Genomic DNA, 18883 nt, shown 5'->3' on the forward strand with positions numbered 1-18883 from the left:
CCATGCCTCGACCGACCAACCGCCCCTCGCTGAGCCACCACCGCGCCCGCCACGACACCGTCCGGCATTCCTCCCGCCGGGTCGGCGGCGAGTTCCGCGGTGTCGCCTGGCTCGTCGGACACCCACTGTTCGCACTCGTCCCCGGCGCCCTGGTCGCCGCCGCCGTGCTCCTTGGTGCCCTCCCGACCGCGATCGGCGTCGGCGCACTCGTCCTCGTGATCGTGGTCTGGGGCCGGCTGCACCCGCCCTCCTTCGACCGCTGGGCCGCACCAGCGCTCCGCGCCTCGTGGCGGCGCTGGACGACCTATCGCGGTCGCCGCTGGTCGTCTCTGCTCGCCGACTGCGGGCTGGCCCAGACCAACCACCACACAGGACACATCACCGCCCCGCGCGTGCTTCGTGTCCGCTCTGCGACACCCACGCTCGACACCCTCCGCGTCCGGTTGACCCGCGGCCAGGACCTCACGCTCTGGACCGGGCGCACCGAGCCCCTCGCGGATGCTCTGCGCGCGCATCGGGTCGCTGTCGCCCGGCACCGCCCCGGTGTGCTCACCGTCGTCGTCGAGCGGGAGATGCCGTTCCGGTTCCCGATCCCCGCCCCGGCGATCCCCTCGTCCGCGGCCGCGGTCGACCTGGGCGCTCTGCCGATCGGGGAAGACGAGTACGGCCACCCGTTCAACCTCGGGGTGCCCGGCCGTCACATCGCGGTGGCCGGTGCGTCGGGCTCGGGGAAGGGCTCGCTGATCTGGTCCCCGCTACGCGCCATGGGACCCGCCATCCGCGACGGCCTCGTCCGCGTCCACGTCATCGACCTCAAAGGCGGCGCCGAGACCCGCCGCGGACTCCCGCTGTTCCACCGCCACGCCACCACCGCAACCGAGGCGATCGCGCTACTCACCGACGTGCGCGACGAAATGAAGGCACGCCAACAGCTCATGGCCGACCAGAGGCTCCGGCGTCTCGACGTCAGCCCGGCGACCCCGTTGGACGTGGTGATCATCGACGAGATGGCGATGCTCACCGCATACGGCGAACGCGCCGACGTCCGCGAAGCGCTGCGGCTGCTCGCGGAGATCCTCACCCAGGGCCGCGCTTGCCTGACCTCGGTGTTGGGCTATGTGCAGGAGCCGACCAAGGACGTCGTCGATGTCCGGGACCTGTTCACCACCCGCATCTGCCTCGGCGTCACCGCCGCCAGCCACGTCGACATGATCCTCGGCGACGGAGCCCGCGAACGCGGCGCCTTGGCCGACGAGATCCCCGGCGGCGACGACCACGCAGGCATCGGGTACGTCATCGACCAGCGCTCACGGCTCCCGATCCGCTTCCGCGCGAGCCTGGTCACCGACGCCGAGATCGACGAGCTCGTGCAGCGCTGCGCACCGCCCGCGCCGCCGGAGCTGCGCGCGATCGACGGGGAGGCCGCGTGATGTGGGCCGTCACCGGATGGGCCGCCGCGACCTGGCTACGCGTCACCCTCGCCCTCGCCGCCGCGATCGGGGTCCTGTGGCTCGTGCTCGGTACTGGCTCCGGCTGGTTCTGGGCCGCCGTCGTCGCCGCGGTCCTGGTCGAGTGGCAGACGACCCGCGCTCTCGCGGCTGAGTGGGGCTACGAGGCCCGCTACACCTGGTGGTGGACTCGATGAGCCACGATCTCGACTTGACCGCTCGGCTCCGCTCGTTCGACTACCCAGCCTGGCGGGCTCGGATGGAGGCCACGGGCGGTTGTGCCCACCCGGTCCGTCTTCGGGGCTCCTCGACGATCACGACGACCGGTGGAGAGGTCCTGGCGCAGCGCTCCGGGGAGGTGTGGGCGCCGTGCGGCAACCGCCGCGACACCGTCTGCCCGGCCTGCTCCGACCGCTACGCCGCCGACGCCTTCCACCTCATCCGCGCCGGACTCGCCGGCCAAGAACGCGGCATCCCCGCCTCGGTCACCGACCGGCCCCGCGCGTTCCTCACCCTCACCGCACCGTCGTTCGGACCGGTCCACACTCGACGGCTCACCACCCGCGGCCGCGTGATCCCGTGCTCCTGCGGGAGCCACCACCAGGCAAACGACCCGAACATCGGCGGGGCCGTCGACCACGACACCTACGACTACCAAGCCGCGGTGCTCTGGCAGGCCCACGCCGGGAAGCTCTGGGCCCGCTTCGCCATCGCCCTACGCCGCGCCCTCGCCGCCCGCCTCGGCGTCTCCGGACGTAGGTTCGGGCAGGTCGCCCGGCTGTCCTACGCCAAAGTCGCCGAGTACCAGCGTCGCGGCCTGGTGCACTTCCACGCCGCCATCCGGCTCGACGGACCGGACGGACCCGCTGACCCTGCGCCCGCGGGGATCACCGCCGAAGGCCTGCACGGCGCGGTCCGGGAAGCTGCCGCCTCGTCGGTGCTCGACGTCGCCCGACCCGACGGAACCACGCTCGCGCTGTGCTGGGGCGCCCAGCTCGATCTGCGCGAGATCACCCCCACCGCGCATGACGCCGTCACCGACGAGACCGGCGAGATCACCGACTGCCGGTTGGCTGGCTACATCGCCAAGTACGCCACCAAGGGCACAGGCAAGACCGACAGGCATCCCGACCGCCCCATCCGGTCGCTCGCCCACCTCGAGCACATGACCCTCGCCGACCACCACCGAAGGCTGATCGAGACCGCCTGGCAGCTCGGAGGGCTGGCCCAGTACGCGGAGCTGAACCTGCGCAAGTGGGCCCACATGCTCGGCTTCCGCGGCCACTTCCTCACCAAGAGCCGCGCCTACTCCACCACCTTCCGCACCATCCGCGGCGAGCGACGGGCCTGGCGGCTGACCAAGCAGCTCGCCGAGCTGGGCCACCCCGCCGACGAGCCCGTGATCGTCATCAACGACTGGCACCTCGTCGGCATCGGCCACCACACCGACACCGACCGAGAACTCGCACTCGCCCACGCCGAACGAGTCCGCGACGACCGACGCAGTAGCCGCCCGCCCACCAGTGAGAGGACCGCGCCATGAGCGCCACGCCGAGCACGACCGACCGCGCACCACTGCCCGCGTTGCTCTCCGTGCCCCGTGCGGCCGAGCTGCTGGGCATCAGCCGCGCCTCCGCCTACCGCTACGCCGCCGCGGGCGAGCTGCCCACCCGACGCCTCGGCGGCCGGGTCTACGTCGTCACCTCGCGGCTGCTTGCGATGGTCGAGGGCGTGGCGGCATGACGAAGCGGGCTGCGCCCGTTGCGGGCATCACCGTCAGCCAGCGCGGCGCTCGCTGGTACTACCGGCTCGACCTCGACCCGGACCCGCTGACCGGCAAGCGGCAGCGGGAGAACAAGGGCGGGTTCGAGACCGAGGACGACGCGTGGGAGGCCGCGGTCGCCTCCAAGCAGCGCCACAGGACCGGCCGCGCGGTCGCCCCGGCTCGTCGGACCGTGCGCAGCTTCATGGCCGAGTGGCTGGCGTCTGTCGAGGAGTCGATCAAGCCGACGACCCGGCAGAACTACGCGGACTACACCAGGGCCTACGTCGACCCGATCATTGGCGATCGGCGGCTGCAGGACGTCACAGTGCCCGTCCTTAACCTGCTCTACCAGCGGCTTCTCACCGAGGGCCGAGTCAAGGTCGACAAGAACACGGCCATGTACCTCTACTGGTCGGAACGCCGCGAACAGCGCGAGGGCCTGGGGCCGGCGCCCGCGGACCTCGTCGAAGCGTGCGGGGTCACGATCCACGCCGCCAGGGCAGCGGTGCTGCGCTTCCGGCGTGGCCGGGTCCCCGTCGAGACGTCGGCTGGCCTCGCCCCGAAGACCGTCAAGAACGTCCACCGGATGCTGCACCGGGCGTTCTCGGACGCGGTGGCCTGGGACTACCTGGTCTTCAACCCCGCGGTGCACGCCCGGCTCCCGCGCCAGAAGCGGACCGCTCGGACGCGGCCGACGCCCTGGACCGTCGACGAGCTGACGGCATGGTTGCGGCTCGCGCTGTCCGACCGCTTCGCCGCGGTCTGGCTGCTGGCTGCGACGACGGGGATGCGCCGCTCCGAGCTGGCCGGTGTGGATCGCGACCTGCTCGACCTCGACGACGCGACGCTGACGATCGAGGACACGCGCGTGGTCGTGGCCGGCCAGACGGTCGACTCAGACGGGAAGTCGGCCAGCGGCGTCCGGATGATCTCGCTGGATGCCTTTACCGTCGAGCTGCTCCGCGGCTACCTGGCGATGCTCGACGCAGAGGCCGAGGCGTTCGGGACGGGCTACGACACCTCGCACCGCAAGCTCATGCGCTACGAGGACGGCCGGATGCTCCACGCGGACACGATCACCCGACGCTTCAACCGGCTCGTCGACATGGCCGGGGTGCGGCGGATCAGGCTGCACGACGTCAGGCACACCTACGCCACGCTCTCGCTGGACAGCGGCGTGCACTCCAAGATCGTCAGCGACCGGATCGGCCACGCGCACGAGGGGATCACCGTGCAGATCTACGGCCACCGCTCCACCGGGCACGACCGCGAGGCCGCCGAGCTGGTGGCCAAGCTGATCCGCCAGCGCCTCACCGAAGAGCAGCCCTGACCGGGCCTGCTGGTCACAAATCTGGTCACAAACGCCAACGCAGAAGGCCCCCGGATCTCTCCGGGGGCCTTCTGACCTTTGTAGCGGGGGTAGGATTCGAACCTACGACCTCTGGGTTATGAGCCCAGCGAGCTACCGAGCTGCTCCACCCCGCGCCAGCGGCTGTCGTTCTGTGTGCCGCGTGTTTTTCTCTTGTGCCAGGAACATTACACGCCCGCGAACACCGCGTGCACGGGGGGTCCCCTGCATGTCCGAGGCCCTGACCTGCGACGATGCGCGCGACCTGCGATAATCGCAGGTCACGGGCACAGGCAGGGACTTCGGTGTCCCTCCTCACAGATCGAGTATTGCTGCGCCATCGCCGACTCCTCTACCGGCCAGACCCGGGTTCGCCCGATCGCGGTCTCGGAGCACCTCGCCCCCGCCTCGACACTGAAGGACGACGATCAAGGAGGAACCGACGATGTTCAGAAGACTCACCCGGCTTGTCCTCGGTGTCGGGATCGCCTCGGGCTACGGCCGTCACCGTGTGGGCAGTGCCCGCGACCGCGGCGACGCCCATCGCTGCAGCTCCACCGACGGCCCAATACGAAACCGAACTCCCGCCCCAACGCGTCGCCGGCTACACCAACCACGCCCGCGGACAGATGGCTGCGCGAGGCATCACACCTCAGCAGGTCGAGTTCACCGTATTGCGCTCCGCACATCCGCTTTCAAGAACTCTCACGGAAACGGGCAGTACCGGCATGCTGGGAACAACCTCACGGTGATCCTCAACGACGATGGTTGGGTCGTGACCGCATGGCGATAACCCGGCCTTCCGTAGAACTGAGCGTCGACGAGGACGCCGGCGCGGGATACCTGCGCCTCGCCCCGCGGGCCCCAGGATCGGCGGTCCGCCAGGTCGCGGTCGCAGACAGCGCCGGCGCGGACGTGCTGGTGGTGGACTTCGGGGCCGACGGACAGGTCCTCGGCATCGAGTTCCTCGACCCCGCCCGTCAGATCCCCGCGCTGCTCCGGGAGGACCGGACGCCGTGAGCGCACCTCGGTGTGACGGGCTGCGCAGCCCGTCACACCGAGGGACTCAGCCGCCGCCCGCCGGGGCGGCGGGGGCGGCGGGTGCCGCGCTCTGCGCCTGCTGGAAGCGCTGGACGGCCTGGTCCAGGGCGGCCAGTGCGGTGCCCTGCGCGGCGAAGTCGCCGCTCTGCTGGGCCGCCTTGAGCTGGGCGAACGCCTGGTTGATGTCGTTCGCCGCCTGCACCGCCGCCGGGTTGGCCGCCGCGCCCGGGTTCCCGGCCGTGGGCGGCGGGGTCCCGCCGCCGCCCGTCTGCGTCGGGTTGGGGGCGTTGGCCCCCGCTCCGGCGCCGAACACCTGGTCCAGCGCGTTCGCCAGGCTCGCGTCGTACCCGACCCGACCGCCGAAGCTCACCAGCACGCGCGCCAGCTGCGGGTAGGAGGAGTCCTGCCCGGCGCGCTCGATGTAGACCGGCTCGACGTAGAGCAGCCCGCCCGCCACGGGCAGCGTGAGCAGGTTGCCGTAGTCGATCGTGGTCTGGTTCTGCCGCAACAGGTTCAGCTCCGACGAGACCTCGGGCGAGCCGAGGAACTGCGCCTGCACCTGTTGCGGGCCGAGCGTCTGGGTGTCCGCGGGCAACTGCAGCACGGTGATCTTGCCGTAGGTGTCCGGATCGGAGCTCGCCGTCATGTAGGACGCCATGAACTGCCGTCGGAGGCTGACCAGCGCGCTCGTGAGCTGGAAGCTCGCCTCCTCCTGGTTCGGCAGGCCGGTGAGCAGGTAGTACGGCGGCTGCGCGTCCTGCGAGGCACCGGTGTTGCCCTGGACCGTGGGGTCGGACGGCACGTCCCAGAACGAGACCGTCGAGAAGAACTCGCCGGGGTTGTCCACGTGGTAGCGGGTCAGCAGCTCACGCTGGACCTTGAACTGGTCCTCCGGGTACCGGAAGTGCGCCCGCAGGTCCGGGCTGATGTCCGAGGCGGGTTTCACCGTGCCCGGGAACGTCTTCATCCAGGTCTGCAGCACGGGGTCGGTCTCGTCGAACGCGTAGAGCGTGACGGTGCCGTCGTAGGCGTCGACGGTCGCCTTCACCGAGTTCCGCAGGTAGCTGATGTTCTCGTTCGGCAGCCGCTGGCCCTGCAGCCCGATCTGGCTGTCCTGGGTGGTGTCACCCAGCGGCACCTGCTCGGCGTACGGGTAGTGCTGCAGCGTGGTGTAGCCGTCGACGATCCACTGGATCCGCCCGTCGACCACGGCCGGGTACGGGTCGTTGTCCGGGGTCAGCCAGGGGGCGACCTTCTCGACGCGGTCCCGCGGGTCCCGGTTGTAGATGATCTTGGAGTTGTCGTTGATCGAGCTGTTGAACAGGATGTTCCGCTCGCCGTAGTAGAGCGAGAAGACGGCCCGGTTGAACAGGTTGCCCAGCGAGACGCCCCCGGCGCCGTCGTAGGTCCACTGCTGGCTGTCGCTGTCGTACTCGCGCGGCGCCGCGCCCTCCTCGGCCCCGACGATGGAGTAGTCCGAGATCAGCTCGCCGTAGTAGATGCGCGGCTGCTGGACGGGGATGGCGCCCTGCACCGAGGTGTCGCTGACCGTGAAGTTCGGCAGGCCGCCCTGGCCGCCGGTGTCCTCCAGCGCGGCGTTGACCTGGTTCGCGGGGGCCGCGACGAAGCCGTTGCCGTGCGTGTAGACGAGGTGCCGGTTGATCCAGTCCTGCTGGTTGCCGACCAGCGCGGTCGAGTCCAGCTCGCGCGCCGCCACGACGTAGTCCTGGGTCTGGCCGTTCACGGTGTAGCGGTCGATGTCCAGCTTGTCCGGGAAGCCGTAGAAGTTCCGCCGCTGCTGGAGCTGGGTGAAGGTCTTGGTGAGCTTGCCCGGGTCGAGCAGCCGGATGTTCGGGATCGTCGCCGTGTCGTTGCGGATCTCCGACGGGCTGGCCGACGACGTGCCGGAGTACGGCTCGATCGTGACCTTGTCGTCGGTGAGCCCGAAGGCCGCGCGGGTGGCGGCGATGTTCCGCTCGATGGAGGGCGCCTCGCGCTCGTTGGCGTTCGGCGCGACGACGAACTGCTGCAGCACCGCGGGCCACGCCGCGCCCACCAGCACGCTCGAGAGCACCAGCAGGACGACCGCGATGCCCGGGAGCTGCAGGTTGCGCCGGAACACCGCCGCGAAGAAGGCCCCCGCGCAGATCACCGAGATGACCAGCAGGATCAGCTTCGCCGGCATCACCGCGTTGAGATCGGTGTAGGTGGCGCCGTAGAAGTTCTGGTTGCGGTCCGAGTAGAGCAGCTCGTACCGGTCCAGGTAGTACGCGACCGCCTTGAGCAGCACGAACAGCCCCGCGAGGATCGCGAGCTGGGCCCGCGCCGCCGCCGAGACCTGCCCCGACCGACCCGCCAGCCGGATGCCGCCGAACACGTAGTTCGCCACGAGCGAGACCACGAATCCCACGGCCACGGCGACGAACAGCCAGTCCAGCAGCAGCCGCAGGAACGGCAGGGTGAACGCGTAGAACGAGATGTCGTTCCCGAACTCGGGATCCACCTGGTTGAACGGCGTGCCGTTGAGGAACATCTGGACGGTCTGCCAGTCGCCCTGCGCCGCCAGCCCGGCCACGATGCCGACGAGCACCGGGATGCCGATCCCGAACACCTTCAGCCGCGAGATGACGACCGTGCGGTAGCGCGCGATCGGGTCCTCCGGGCCGTTGACCGGCACGAACACCGGCCGGAAGCGGTAGGCCAGCCACATGACCAGCCAGACCGTGCCGCCGAGCAGCAGCCCGCCGACGACGAACTGGATGATCCGGGTGACGAGCACCGTGCCGAACACGCTGCGGAAGCCGGTCTCGCCGAACCACAGCCAGTCGACGTAGAAGTCGACGAGCCGGGAACCACCCAGCAGGACGACCACCAGGACCGCCGCCGCGATCAGCAGGATCCGTGTACGGCGGGACAGCGAGGGCGCTCCCGCCGGGGGCCGCATGGCCACTGGGCACTCCTCCAGGGTCGGTTCTGGTGGGACAACTCTACGGACGGTGTGTGGAGTTCCCGTGTGCAGCGTGAACGTGCCGGATTCGTCCGTTCTCCGAAGCGACCGTACAGGTCACGGGGTACACGACGGCACGGTGGCGCCGCGGTCGAGACCCTCCAGCGCGTCGACCGCGCCCGCCAGGGTGCTCACCCGGACGAGCTGCAGGCCGGCGGGCGCGTTCGCGGCGGCCTCCGCGCAGTTGGCGTCCGGGACCAGGAAGACGGTGGCTCCGGCGTCCTTCGCCGCGATCATCTTGAACGGGATCCCGCCGATCGGACCGACGGTCCCGGCCGCGTCGATGGTGCCCGTGCCCGCGACGAAACGGCCGCCGTTGAGCTCGCCGGGGGTCAGCTTGTCCACCACGGCCAGGGCGAACATGAGCCCGGCGCTGGGCCCGCCGACGTCGCCGAGGCTGATCGTGATGTCACCCGTCACGGGTTCGACGCCGCCCCGCACCCCGAGCATCCCCCGGCCGTCCCCCTGCCCGAGGACGACGGGGACGGTGGTGCGCACGCCGTCCCGCTCGTAGGTCACCGGGATGGTCTGTCCCGCCGAGGTGCCGGTCAGCGACCCGGCGAGCTGCTCGGGCGTGCTCACCGGGGTGTCGCCGACGGACACGATCGTGTCGCCCGCGCGCAGCACGCCGTCCGCCGCCGAGCCCGGGACGACCTCCGCCACGGTCACCCGGGTGGGCAGCCCCAGCTCGGCGAGCGCGGCCGCCTCGGCGCTGGTCTCCGACGCCGCGAACTGCTCGGTGTTCTGCCGGTCGACCTCCTCGGTCGTCTGGCCGGGCGGGTACACGCTGTCCCGCGGGACGAGCCTGCGGTCGGACTGGAGCCAGTAGCCGAGGGCGGTGAGCGCGGTCACACCGTCGTTCACGGCGACGGTCGTCATGTTGAGGTGCCCGGCGGTCGGATAGGTCTGCGTCCCGGTGACGGCGACGACCGGCGTCCCGTCCAGGGTTCCGAGGGTGTCGTAGGTCGGCCCCGGCCCCATCGCCACGAACGGCACGCGGACGAGGGTTCCCACGCCCACCACCACGACGACGAGGAGCACGGCGGCGACCAGCGTCGACGTTCGGCGGCTCACGGAGAGCGAACCTACGCCGCGCCGCGTTCGGTCCGCGTACCGTGGTGGCATGAGCGACGTCCCGTTCGGCTTCGGCCCCTCCGACCGCGACCCGGACCGCGACCGTGACCGGGACTCCGACGGGCCCAAGGATCCCTTCGGCTTCGGCAACCTGCCCGGGGGCTTCCCCGGCGGGCTGCCCGGAATGCCGGGAATGCCCGGCGGGCTGCCCGGCGGTGGGAACTTCGACATGGGCCAGCTCGGCCAGATGCTCTCGCAGCTCGGGCAGATGCTCTCGAGCGCGCAGCAGGCCGGCCCGTCGGACGGTCCGGTCAACTACGACCTGGCCGCGCAGCTGGCCACGCAGCAGCTCGCGCAGAAGACATCGTCGCTGACGGACGCGCAGCGGACCGCCGTCGCGGACGCGGTGAAGCTCGCGGAGCTCTGGCTGGACCCGGCCACCGAGTTCCCGGCGGGTGCGACCGAGACCGTCGCGTGGACGCCGTCGGACTGGGTGAAGGCGTCGATGCCGACCTGGAAGCGGCTGTGCGACCCGGTGGCTCGACGGGTGTCCGGGGCCTGGGTCGAGGGGCTTCCCGAGGAGATCCGGTCCGCCGCGGGGCCCATGCTCGCGATGATCGGCCAGATGGGCGGCATGGCGTTCGGATCGCAGCTGGGCAACGGGCTGGGCCAGCTCGCCGCCGAGGTGCTGACCGGCACCGAGGTCGGATTCCCGGTCGGTCCGGAGCGCACCGCGGCACTGCTGCCCGAGGCCGTCGAGAAGTTCACCGCGGGCCTCGACCGCCCGGCCAGCGAGGTGATGATCTACCTCGCCGCCCGCGAGGCCGCCCACCACCGCCTGTTCGCGCACGTCCCGTGGCTGCGGGAGCGGCTGCTCTCGACCGTCGAGGACTACGCCCGCGGGATCACCGTGGACACCTCGCGCATCGAGGACATGGCCCGGCAGATCGACCCGTCGAACCCGGCGTCGATCCAGGAGGCCATGTCGTCGGGGATGTTCGAGCCGCAGACCACGCCCGAGCAGAAGGCCGCGCTGGCCCGGCTCGAGACGCTGCTCGCCCTCATCGAGGGCTGGGTGGACGCCGTGGTGGCGGACGCGGTGGGTGACCGCCTGCCCGGGGCGGGGGCGCTGCGGGAGACGCTGCGCCGCCGTCGGGCCTCGGGTGGGCCCGCCGAGCAGGCGTTCGCCTCGATCGTCGGGCTGGAGCTGCGGCCGCGGAAGCTGCGGGCGGCGGCCGAGCTGTGGAAGCTGCTGGAGTCCGAGCGCGGCATCGAGGGCCGGGACGGGCTGTGGGCCCACCCCGACCTGCTGCCGGTCTCCGAGGACCTGGACGACCCCGCGGGCTTCGTGAACCGCCGCGACACCGACGACCCCATCGCCGAGCTGGAGAAGCAGTTCCAGGCGGAGGCGGACGCGGCGGCGGAGGAGAAGAAGTCCGCCGAGTCCGACGCGTCCGAGGGCACCGAAGGATCGGACGACCCCGAGGGTCCCGACGAGAAGAAGTAGCGCCGAGCGTCACCTGAGCGTCGCTGTGTGTGCGCTCAGGTGACACTCGCGCATCCGGGTTTTGGTGAGTGTGACGGGAGCGCGGTCGGGTCAGCGCTCGGGTGACGCCCGTCGACCGACGATGACGCCCGCGGATCCCGAGCGCCGTGAATGTCACGCGAGTGCGCTCGCATCCACGCTCAGGTCACGCCCGCGACAGTCGAGGCGAGCGTCACCTGAGCGTCGCCATGTGTGCGCTCCGGTGACACTCGCGGTTCCGGATCCCGGTGAGTGTGATGGGAGCGCGGTCGGGTCTGCGCTCCAGTGACACTCGCGAAGGGGTCACGCGAGTGTGGCTGGAACGCAGTGGGCTCTGCGCTCGGGTGACGCCCGTCAACCGACGATGACGCCCGCGGATCCCGAGCGCCGTGAACGTCACGCGGGTGCGCTCGCACCGGCGCTCAAGTCACGCCCGCCACGGTCAAGGCGAGCGTCACCTGAGCGTCGCCATGTGCGCGCTCCGGTGACACTCGCTGATCCGGATCCCGGTGAGTGTGACGAGAGCGCAGCCGGATCCGCGCTCCAGTGACACTCGCGAAGTGGGTCGCGTGAGTGTGACGAGAGCGCGGTCGGGTCTGCGCTCCAGTGACGCTCAGCCCGCTTCGGCTGGGGCGGGTTCTTCGGCGTCCTCCGGGCCGTCGGTGCCCACGAGGTCCAGACCCGCGGCGGCGGAGAGCCCCTCCAGGTACCCGATCGCCCGTTCTGTGCGCGGGTAGGCGCGGACCAGCGACCAGAACGCGTCGTCGTGGCCCGGCACCAGCAGGTGCGCCAGCTCGTGGACCAGGACGTAGTCGACGACCCAGCCGGGCACCTCGCGCAGTCGTTCGCTGATCCGGATCGTGCGGTCCTCCGGCGTGCAGGACGCCCAGCGCGTGCGCATCGGAGGGACCCACCGCACCGACGCCGGGGTCGCCTTGCCCTTCAGGTACTTCCGCGACAGCTCGAGGCAGCGCTTCTGCAGCGCCTCGTCCCCGTGCCTACCCGGAGAGCGCCGCTTGGCCTCGCTGCGCTCCAACCTGCTGACCATCTCGTCCACCCAGCGCCGTTCCTCGGCCTCGCTCATCCAGCCCGGGATGAACACGATCACCGTGTCACCCTCGCGCCGCGCGCTGACCATCCGACGCCGCCGGTCACTTCGCCTGACCTCGACGACCGCGGGGCTCGCCATGGGGTCCAGCTTAGTGCCCCGGATGAGCACGGTGGTGTCGGAACCGGTGGTCCAGCCGTTTCTCCGGCGAGTCCGGTCCGTTCATCCACAGATCTGGCCACCTGTGGACAACCGTTCGCGTTCCCGGCGCGGCAGCGCGATGCTCGACGCGTGTCCTCCCCTCCCGCCCCCGACCAGGTCGCCGCGCCGGCCGTCCCCGCGCGTCTGGTCACCGCACCGCACCGGGCGCTGCTCACCCGCGGGCCGGACGGGCGCCAGTTCGGGCTCTCGCCGGGCCGGAGCGTGGCGGTCGAGGGGCTGCCCGCGCAGGTGCTGCCGCTGGTGGATCGGCTGCGGGCGCCCGCCGTCGCGGTGGAGTGGGTCGCCGAGGCGACGGAGCGCGGGGTGCCGCCGGCATACGCGGCCGCGCTGCTCGGCGGGCTCGTCGAGCGGGGTGTCCTGGTCGACGCGGAGATCGGGCCGCGCACGGCCGCGCGACGGGCCGCGGCCCGGGTGCGGGTGTCCGGCGAGGGCCCCCTCGCGGCCGCGATGGCGGTGGGGCTCGCGCGCGCGGGGATCGGCGCGGTGGAGGTGGCTGCGCGGGGTCACGTCGAGAGTGCGGACGTCGGGTGCGGGGGCCTGCGCTCGGCGGACATCGGCAGGCCTCGGTCGGTCGCGGCCGCCGAGGCCGTCGAGCGGCTCGGGCTGGGTACGAACACGGGCCCCGCCCCGTCCGGTCGCCGCCCGGACCTCGTGGTGCTGACGGATGCGGTCGTCCCGGACCCCGCGGTCGTCGCGGCGCTGCGGGCCGAGGGGGTCGACCATCTGCCCGTCTTCGTGCGGGACGGGGCGGGCGTCGTCGGGCCGCTGGTGCTCGTGGAGCGCTCGCCGTGCCTCGGGTGCGTCGAGCGCTGGCGGGCGCAGCGCGATCCGGCCTGGCCGCGGATCGCGGCGCAGCTGGCGGGCCGGAGCGGGTCGGCGGAGCCGGAGGCGGTCGTGGCGAGTGCGGCCCTCGGGGCGGCGCAGGCCCTGGTCCTGGTGGACGGGCGGGTGCGGCCGCCCTCGCTCGGCGCCACCCTCGAACTCGATCCGCACACCGCGCGGCTGGTCCGGCGCCCGTGGACGGCGCATCCGGGCTGCCCGTGCGGGTGGGCGCGCCGCACCGCGGTGCCCCGTCCGCGGGTGTCGCGAGCCGCGGACCGCGCCCGTGCGACGGGTGAGATGAGGCGGAGGAGGTGCGCCGTGGCGTCGGAGGGGGAGACAATCATGGAGTGAGCGACATCCCGCGCCGCACCGCGTCCCGCACCGCGAAGCTGGCCAGCCTCCCCCTCGGGGTCGCGGGCCGGGCCGCCGCAGGCTGGGGGCGGCGGATCGCCGGGGGTGACCGCGAGCAGATCTCGGCGCAGATGATGGCGAAGAGCGCCGAACAGCTCTTCGCCGTGCTCGGCGAGCTCAAGGGCGGCGCTATGAAGTTCGGCCAGGCGTTGAGCGTCTTCGAGGCCGCGGTGCCGGACGAGCTGGCCGAGCCGTACCGCGAGGCGCTGACCAAGCTGCAGACCGCGGCGCCCCCGATGCCGACCGCGGACGTGCATCGCATGCTCGCCGAGCAGTTCGGGCGCGGTTGGCGGTCCCGTTTCCGGGAGTTCGACGAGGTGCCGGCCGCGGCCGCGAGCATCGGCCAGGTCCACCGGGCCGTCTGGCGAGACGGTCGGGACGTGGCGGTCAAGGTCCAGTACCCCGGGGCCGAGGAGGCCGTGCTCTCCGACCTGCGGCAGCTGTCCCGGATGAGCAGGCTCCTGCAGCCGCTCGCCCCCGGCATGGACATCAAACCGTTGATCGCCGAGCTGCGGGAGCGGATGGTCGAGGAGCTCGACTACCGGGACGAGGCGGACAACCAGCGGGCCTTCGCCTCGGTCTACGCGGACGACCCGGAGATCCGGGTGCCGCGGGTCGTCGCGTCGGCACCCAAGGCGATGGTCAGCGAGTGGGTCACCGGCAGGCGGCTCGGGGACGTGATCCGCCAGGGCACCCAGGAGGAGCGCGACCGCGCGGGCGAGCTGCTCGCCGGGTTCCACTACTCCGCGCCGTACCGGGTGCACCTGCTCCACTCCGACCCGCACCCCGGGAACTTCCAGATCCTCGACGACGGCCGGATGCTGGTCGTCGACTTCGGGGCGGTGGCACGGCTGCCGGAAGGGTTGCCTCGGCCGCTCACGATCATGACGAAGTTCGCCCTGGAGAACCGGCCCGCGGACCTCATCGCGCTGCTGCGGGACGAGGGGTTCCTGCGCGCGGGCACCGACGTCTCCGCGGACGACGTCCTCGCCTACCTCGCCCCCTTCACCGAGCCCCTGCACACCGAGCGCTTCCGCTTCACCCGCCGCTGGCTGCAGGGCCAGGCCGAGCGGGTCGGCGACCTGCGCAGCCCGGAGTTCGACACCGGGCGCGCCTTGAACCTGCCGCCGCAGTACCTGCTGGTCCACCGGGTCACCCTCGGCACCCTCGGGGTGCTCTGCCAGCTGGAGGCGGACGTCCCGCTGCGCGGCATCGTCGGTCGTTGGCAGCCGGAGCTGTTCACCCCGGCCGACTGACCGCGCCGGAGGGCGCCGGAACGCCGCACGCCCGCCCCGGTGAGGGTCCGGGGCGGGCGTGGGGGACCGCGACGGGTCGCGACAGGTCGCGGGTCGGTCCGCGGCCGTCGCCGCGGTCAGTGCGCACTCACGGCGCGGTCAGGGTTCGACTCACCGCACGGTGACTGCGCGGGCGTGCTCGGCCCGGCGGGCACAGAAGCGTGCCAACCGGGCCCAGCCGCGTCCGGCGGACACGTGGCGCGCGAGGCGGTGCTCGCGCGCCCGCTGTTCCGCCTCTCGGTGTCGAGATCGAGCGAGGGCTTCGTGAAGCAACAACACGGCGGATCCCTGGGCGTCGAGGGTGGTCGAGTGCGGCGCGCGATCGGTCTGCGGCAGGAAGTTCGTGGTCATCGGTCTGGCCTCTCCTGTGGAGTCGGTGATGGGAAACGTGTGATCGTCAGGCGCAGGGTCGGGCACGCAGCGCCCGGGCCAGCTCTTGGGCCCGCTGGTGCGCCTCGGCCCAGGCCCGGTCGCGGGCGAGGTCGGCCTTGCTGGGCCTGCCCCTCGGCCGCTTCCGTGGGACGACGACTCCTCGTTCGAAGATCTCGCCGCCCCACACGCCCCAGGGCTCCTCGCGGGACAGCGCGCCCGCCAGACACTCGATCCTGATCGGACAGTCCGCACACAGTGCCTTCGCCCGCTCCAGCTCGGCGGGGGTCTCGGCGAACCACAGGTCCGCGTCACCCTCCCGACAGGGCAGGTTCAGGTCCTTCTCCGGGACGTCGGTCAACAGTCCCCCGGTGGGGGCACCGTCCGGCATCGCGACCGCGGTGTCTCCGCCGCCGTCCTGCATCGTGATCGCCCCGCCGTCGCACGGGGTGGATCTCACTAGCACCGCACTACCTCCTGGTGTGGTGGGTGGTGTTTCCTTCTCGGTCCGTCCTCCGGTCGGAGAACGCGAAAAAGGGGCCGCGGAACCCCTGGTGTGGGTTCCGCGGCCCCTGAAGATTCGGCCGGTGGCTGCTCAGCTCATGATCGACTGAGCCCGCCTGGAACGGACACACCTGTCCAGTTGTGATCGGTCAGCGGAATGCGGTTGCCCTGCACGTACGCACGCTGCGCCCAACCGCCGCGGAGACGCGCGGACTCGGGCTTCATGACGCGGGCCGCGCTCGGGGTCGGCACACCGCACACGTCTCCCGTGGTCCGGGTCGTGGTGAAGAGCTTCATCGCGGCGTACCTCCTCTCGTGGCGGCCGTGCAGAAGGACGGGCCGTTGCTCCGTCCGTGGTCAGCACACTAATGCGCGGCCTCGGAGCCGCACAACCGAATTAATCCGTTGATTGGAGAAGCACTTCGTGGGTCAGCCGGGCTCGGTGATCAACGCCAGGACCTCGGGCCCGTAGCGGTCCAACTTGCGCGACCCGATCCCGGGGATGGCGACGAGTGCGGCGGGGTCCGCGGGGCGCTGCTCCGCGATGGCGGTGAGGGTCGCGTCGGTGAAGACCACATAGGACGGCACCCCCTGCCGTTTCGCCACGTCGGCCCGCCATTCGCGCAGCCGGTCCAACAGCTCGGTGTCCAGATCGGACGGACACGCGCCGCACCGCTGCAGCTTCAGCGCCTCGGTCCCGATCAGCGGCTCACCACAGATCCGGCACCGGGGCTTCGGGCCGCCCGTGCGCCGCCGATCCCCCTGCGCCACGCGCGAGGTGGCGTGGTCCTCCGGGATCAGTCCGTGGAGGAACCGGCTGCGCCTGCGCTGCCGACCGCGGCCGACGGCGCGGGTCAGCGCCCACGAGATCCGCAGGACCCGGCGCGCCCGGGTCACACCGACGTAGAGCAGCCTGCGCTCCTCCTCGATCGCCGCCTCGTCACCCTCGGCGTGCTGGATCGGCAGGGTCCCGTCCGCCAGGCCGACGAGGAACACGACATCCCACTCCAGGCCCTTCGCGGCGTGCAGCGACGCGAGCGTGACGCCCTGGACGGTCGGCGGGTGCGCCGAGTCGGCCCGCGCCTCGAGCTCGGCGGCGAAGCGCCGCAGATCCGCCTCGGGCTCGACGGCGGCCAGCTCCTCCGCCAGCCCGACCAGGGCGAGAAGCGACTCCCACTGCGCGCGCATCGCCGCGCCCGCGGGCGGTTCGTCGCTCAGCCCGACCGGCGCCAGCACCCGCCGGACGGCGGTGACCAGGTCCGTGCCCTCCGGCGCGGGCGGCGCGGTGCGGATCGCGATCATCGCGCGGCGCACCTCGGCACGGACGAAGAACCGCTCGCCCCCGCGGACCTGGTACGGCACGCCCGCCTCGGTGAGCGCCTGCTCGTAGACCTCGGACTGCGCGTTGATCCGGAACAGCACCGCGATCTCGGCGGCGGGGGTGCCGTCCGCGATCATGCGCCGGATCTTGGCGGCGACGGCGGCCGCCTCGTCCGGCTCGTCGGGGTGCTCGGTGAAGTCCGGGTCCGGACCCGGCGGCAGCTGCCCGACGAGCCGCAGCCTGCTCCCCGCCACCCGACCACGCGCCGCGCCGATCACCGTGTTCGCCGCGGCGACGATCTGCGGCGTGGAGCGGTAGTCCCTGGTCAGCCGGACCACGGTGGCCTCGGGGAACCGGCGTGCGAAGTCCAGCAGGTAGCGCGGGGAGGCGCCGGCGAAGGTGTAGATGGTCTGGTTCGCGTCGCCGACCACGGTCAGGTCGTCCCGCCCGCCGACCCACGCGTCGAGGACGCGCTGCTGCAGCGGTGTGACGTCCTGGTACTCGTCGACCACGAAGCAGCGGTAGCGGTCCCGGAACTCCTCCGCGACGCTCGCGTGCTCCTCCAACGCGGCCGCGACGTGCAAGAGCAGATCGTCGAAGTCCAGCAGCTCGGCCTGGTTCTTCAGCGCCTCGTACCCCGCGTAGACCTGGGCGACCTGCTCGGCCGGGCCGGGAACGTCTCGCCGCAGGCGCGCGACCTCCGCCGCGTACCCCTGCGGCGTGACGAGGCTGGACTTGGCCCACTCGATCTCGGTCGCCAGGTCCCGCAGCGCGTCCGAGTCGGTGCCGGCCTTGGCGCGGGCCGCCGCCTGCCCGATGAGCCGCAGCTTGCCCTCCAGCAGCGGCCACGGCCGCTCCCCCACGACCTGCGGCCAGAAGTACTTCAGCTGGCGCAGCGCCGCGGCGTGGAACGTGCGGGCCTGGACGCCCGGCGCGTCGAGCGCCCGCAGCCGGGTGCGCAGCTCGCCCGCCGCCCGCGCCGTGAAGGTGACGGCGAGGACCTGGCCCGGCGCGACGTGTCCGTGCCGGACGAGGTGCGCGATCCGGTGGGTGATCGTGCGGGTCTTCCCGGTGCCCGCCCCGGCCAGCACGCAGACCGGCCCGCGCGGCGCGGTGACGGCGGCGCGCTGCTCGTCGTCGAGGTGGTCCTCGGCGGAGGCCGAGCCTCCGGAGCGGACCGACGGCCCAGCGAGGGGGTCGGCGGGAAGGGTCACGCGGGCCATCCTGACAAACACCACCGACGGTTTCGGGCGCGGGCCGGGAGGTGACCCAGCACACAGCGGGAACGGCGGCCGTCGCGGTGCTGTTGCACCGGTCATGGCCGATCTGACGATGTACACCACCACGTGGTGCGGCTTCTGCCGCCGCCTCAAGCTCCAGCTCGACGAGGCGGGCATCGCCTATCGCGAGATCGACATCGAGCGGGACCCGGACGCGGCGCGGTTCGTCGAGGGTGTGAACGGCGGCAACCAGACCGTGCCGACCGTCGTCTACCCCGACGAGACCACGGCGACCAACCCGAGCTTCGCCGACGTCAAGCGCAAGCTCGCCGCCTAGGGGGTGTCTGATGGATCTCCGCCGAGTCCGCGGGGTTCCAGGTGGATGCCCCGCAAGGCCGAGGAGGGTCCGATCCCGGGGTGAGATCGGACCCGACGAGAACGCCGCGGGGCGCCGCCTGGGGCG

The 18883-nt window shown here is 72.1% G+C and carries 15 protein-coding genes and 1 tRNA gene; 10 read left to right on the forward strand and 6 right to left on the reverse strand.

Going from position 1 to position 18883, the window contains the following annotated elements; genetic code table 11:
- Positions 1–2 precede the first annotated feature (2 nt).
- From L3X23_RS19960 to L3X23_RS19980, 5 genes are read left to right on the forward strand one after another with little or no spacing between them, the layout of a single operon-like run.
- Complete coding sequence (locus L3X23_RS19960) at positions 3–1430, forward strand: FtsK/SpoIIIE domain-containing protein (RefSeq protein ID WP_237193636.1); 1428 nt, start codon at positions 3–5, stop codon at positions 1428–1430.
- Positions 1430–1645 (forward strand): hypothetical protein, encoded by a 216-nt coding sequence (locus L3X23_RS19965; protein WP_237198069.1) that lies wholly within the window; start codon positions 1430–1432, stop codon positions 1643–1645. Before L3X23_RS19960 ends, L3X23_RS19965 begins: the two co-directional genes overlap by 1 nt.
- Positions 1642–2991: a replication initiator gene (locus tag L3X23_RS19970; RefSeq protein WP_237193637.1), complete on the forward strand. Its 1350-nt coding sequence runs from the start codon at positions 1642–1644 to the stop codon at positions 2989–2991. The genes L3X23_RS19965 and L3X23_RS19970 overlap by 4 nt, the downstream gene beginning before the upstream one ends.
- Positions 2988–3191 (forward strand): helix-turn-helix domain-containing protein, encoded by a 204-nt coding sequence (locus tag L3X23_RS19975; RefSeq protein ID WP_093084046.1) that lies wholly within the window; start codon positions 2988–2990, stop codon positions 3189–3191. The genes L3X23_RS19970 and L3X23_RS19975 overlap by 4 nt, the downstream gene beginning before the upstream one ends.
- Entirely contained in the window at positions 3188–4543 is a 1356-nt protein-coding gene (locus L3X23_RS19980) for a tyrosine-type recombinase/integrase (RefSeq protein WP_237193638.1), read from the forward strand. The genes L3X23_RS19975 and L3X23_RS19980 overlap by 4 nt, the downstream gene beginning before the upstream one ends.
- Positions 4544–4624: 81 nt before the next feature.
- On the opposite strand, the gene L3X23_RS19985 is transcribed toward L3X23_RS19980, so the two are convergent.
- Positions 4625–4698, reverse strand: a tRNA-Met gene (locus L3X23_RS19985).
- A 646-nt stretch (positions 4699–5344) separates the two neighbouring features.
- Here L3X23_RS19985 and L3X23_RS19990 point away from each other — a divergent pair.
- On the forward strand, positions 5345–5581 hold the full coding sequence (locus L3X23_RS19990; RefSeq protein WP_237193639.1) for a DUF2283 domain-containing protein: 237 nt from the start codon (positions 5345–5347) through the stop codon (positions 5579–5581).
- A gap of 46 nt (positions 5582–5627) precedes the next feature.
- Here the strand turns inward: L3X23_RS19990 and L3X23_RS19995 are convergent, their stop codons facing one another.
- Both L3X23_RS19995 and L3X23_RS20000 read right to left on the reverse strand, forming a co-directional pair.
- Complete coding sequence (locus L3X23_RS19995) at positions 5628–8546, reverse strand: UPF0182 family protein (RefSeq protein ID WP_237198070.1); 2919 nt, start codon at positions 8544–8546, stop codon at positions 5628–5630.
- A 120-nt stretch (positions 8547–8666) separates the two neighbouring features.
- On the reverse strand, positions 8667–9683 hold the full coding sequence (locus tag L3X23_RS20000; RefSeq protein WP_237193640.1) for a PDZ domain-containing protein: 1017 nt from the start codon (positions 9681–9683) through the stop codon (positions 8667–8669).
- 49 nt (positions 9684–9732) lie between these two features.
- Here L3X23_RS20000 and L3X23_RS20005 point away from each other — a divergent pair, with 49 nt between their 5' ends.
- Positions 9733–11190 carry a zinc-dependent metalloprotease gene (locus tag L3X23_RS20005; protein WP_237193641.1) on the forward strand — a complete coding sequence of 486 codons (1458 nt, stop codon included), beginning with the start codon at positions 9733–9735 and terminating at the stop codon, positions 11188–11190.
- A 631-nt stretch (positions 11191–11821) separates the two neighbouring features.
- On the opposite strand, the gene L3X23_RS20010 is transcribed toward L3X23_RS20005, so the two are convergent.
- Complete coding sequence (locus L3X23_RS20010; RefSeq protein ID WP_237193642.1) at positions 11822–12397, reverse strand: M48 family metallopeptidase; 576 nt, start codon at positions 12395–12397, stop codon at positions 11822–11824.
- A gap of 150 nt (positions 12398–12547) precedes the next feature.
- Here L3X23_RS20010 and L3X23_RS20015 point away from each other — a divergent pair, with 150 nt between their 5' ends.
- Both L3X23_RS20015 and L3X23_RS20020 read left to right on the forward strand, forming a co-directional pair.
- Positions 12548–13651 carry a hypothetical protein gene (locus L3X23_RS20015; RefSeq protein WP_237193643.1) on the forward strand — a complete coding sequence of 368 codons (1104 nt, stop codon included), beginning with the start codon at positions 12548–12550 and terminating at the stop codon, positions 13649–13651.
- On the forward strand, positions 13648–14967 hold the full coding sequence (locus L3X23_RS20020) for an AarF/ABC1/UbiB kinase family protein (RefSeq protein WP_093084031.1): 1320 nt from the start codon (positions 13648–13650) through the stop codon (positions 14965–14967). The genes L3X23_RS20015 and L3X23_RS20020 overlap by 4 nt, the downstream gene beginning before the upstream one ends.
- Positions 14968–15403: 436 nt before the next feature.
- On the opposite strand, the gene L3X23_RS20025 is transcribed toward L3X23_RS20020, so the two are convergent.
- Complete coding sequence (locus L3X23_RS20025; protein ID WP_093084313.1) at positions 15404–15766, reverse strand: WhiB family transcriptional regulator; 363 nt, start codon at positions 15764–15766, stop codon at positions 15404–15406.
- A 542-nt stretch (positions 15767–16308) separates the two neighbouring features.
- On the reverse strand, positions 16309–18423 hold the full coding sequence (locus tag L3X23_RS20030; RefSeq protein ID WP_374204874.1) for an ATP-dependent DNA helicase UvrD2: 2115 nt from the start codon (positions 18421–18423) through the stop codon (positions 16309–16311).
- Between the two features lie 94 nt (positions 18424–18517).
- Between L3X23_RS20030 and L3X23_RS20035 the strand changes: the two genes are divergently transcribed.
- A complete protein-coding gene (locus tag L3X23_RS20035; RefSeq protein WP_093084023.1) occupies positions 18518–18757 on the forward strand; it encodes a mycoredoxin in 240 nt (79 codons plus the stop codon).
- The last annotated feature ends 126 nt before the right edge of the window (positions 18758–18883 follow it).

This window comes from Pseudonocardia sp. WMMC193 (assembly GCF_021728735.1).
Lineage (GTDB): Bacteria > Actinomycetota > Actinomycetes > Mycobacteriales > Pseudonocardiaceae > Pseudonocardia > Pseudonocardia oroxyli.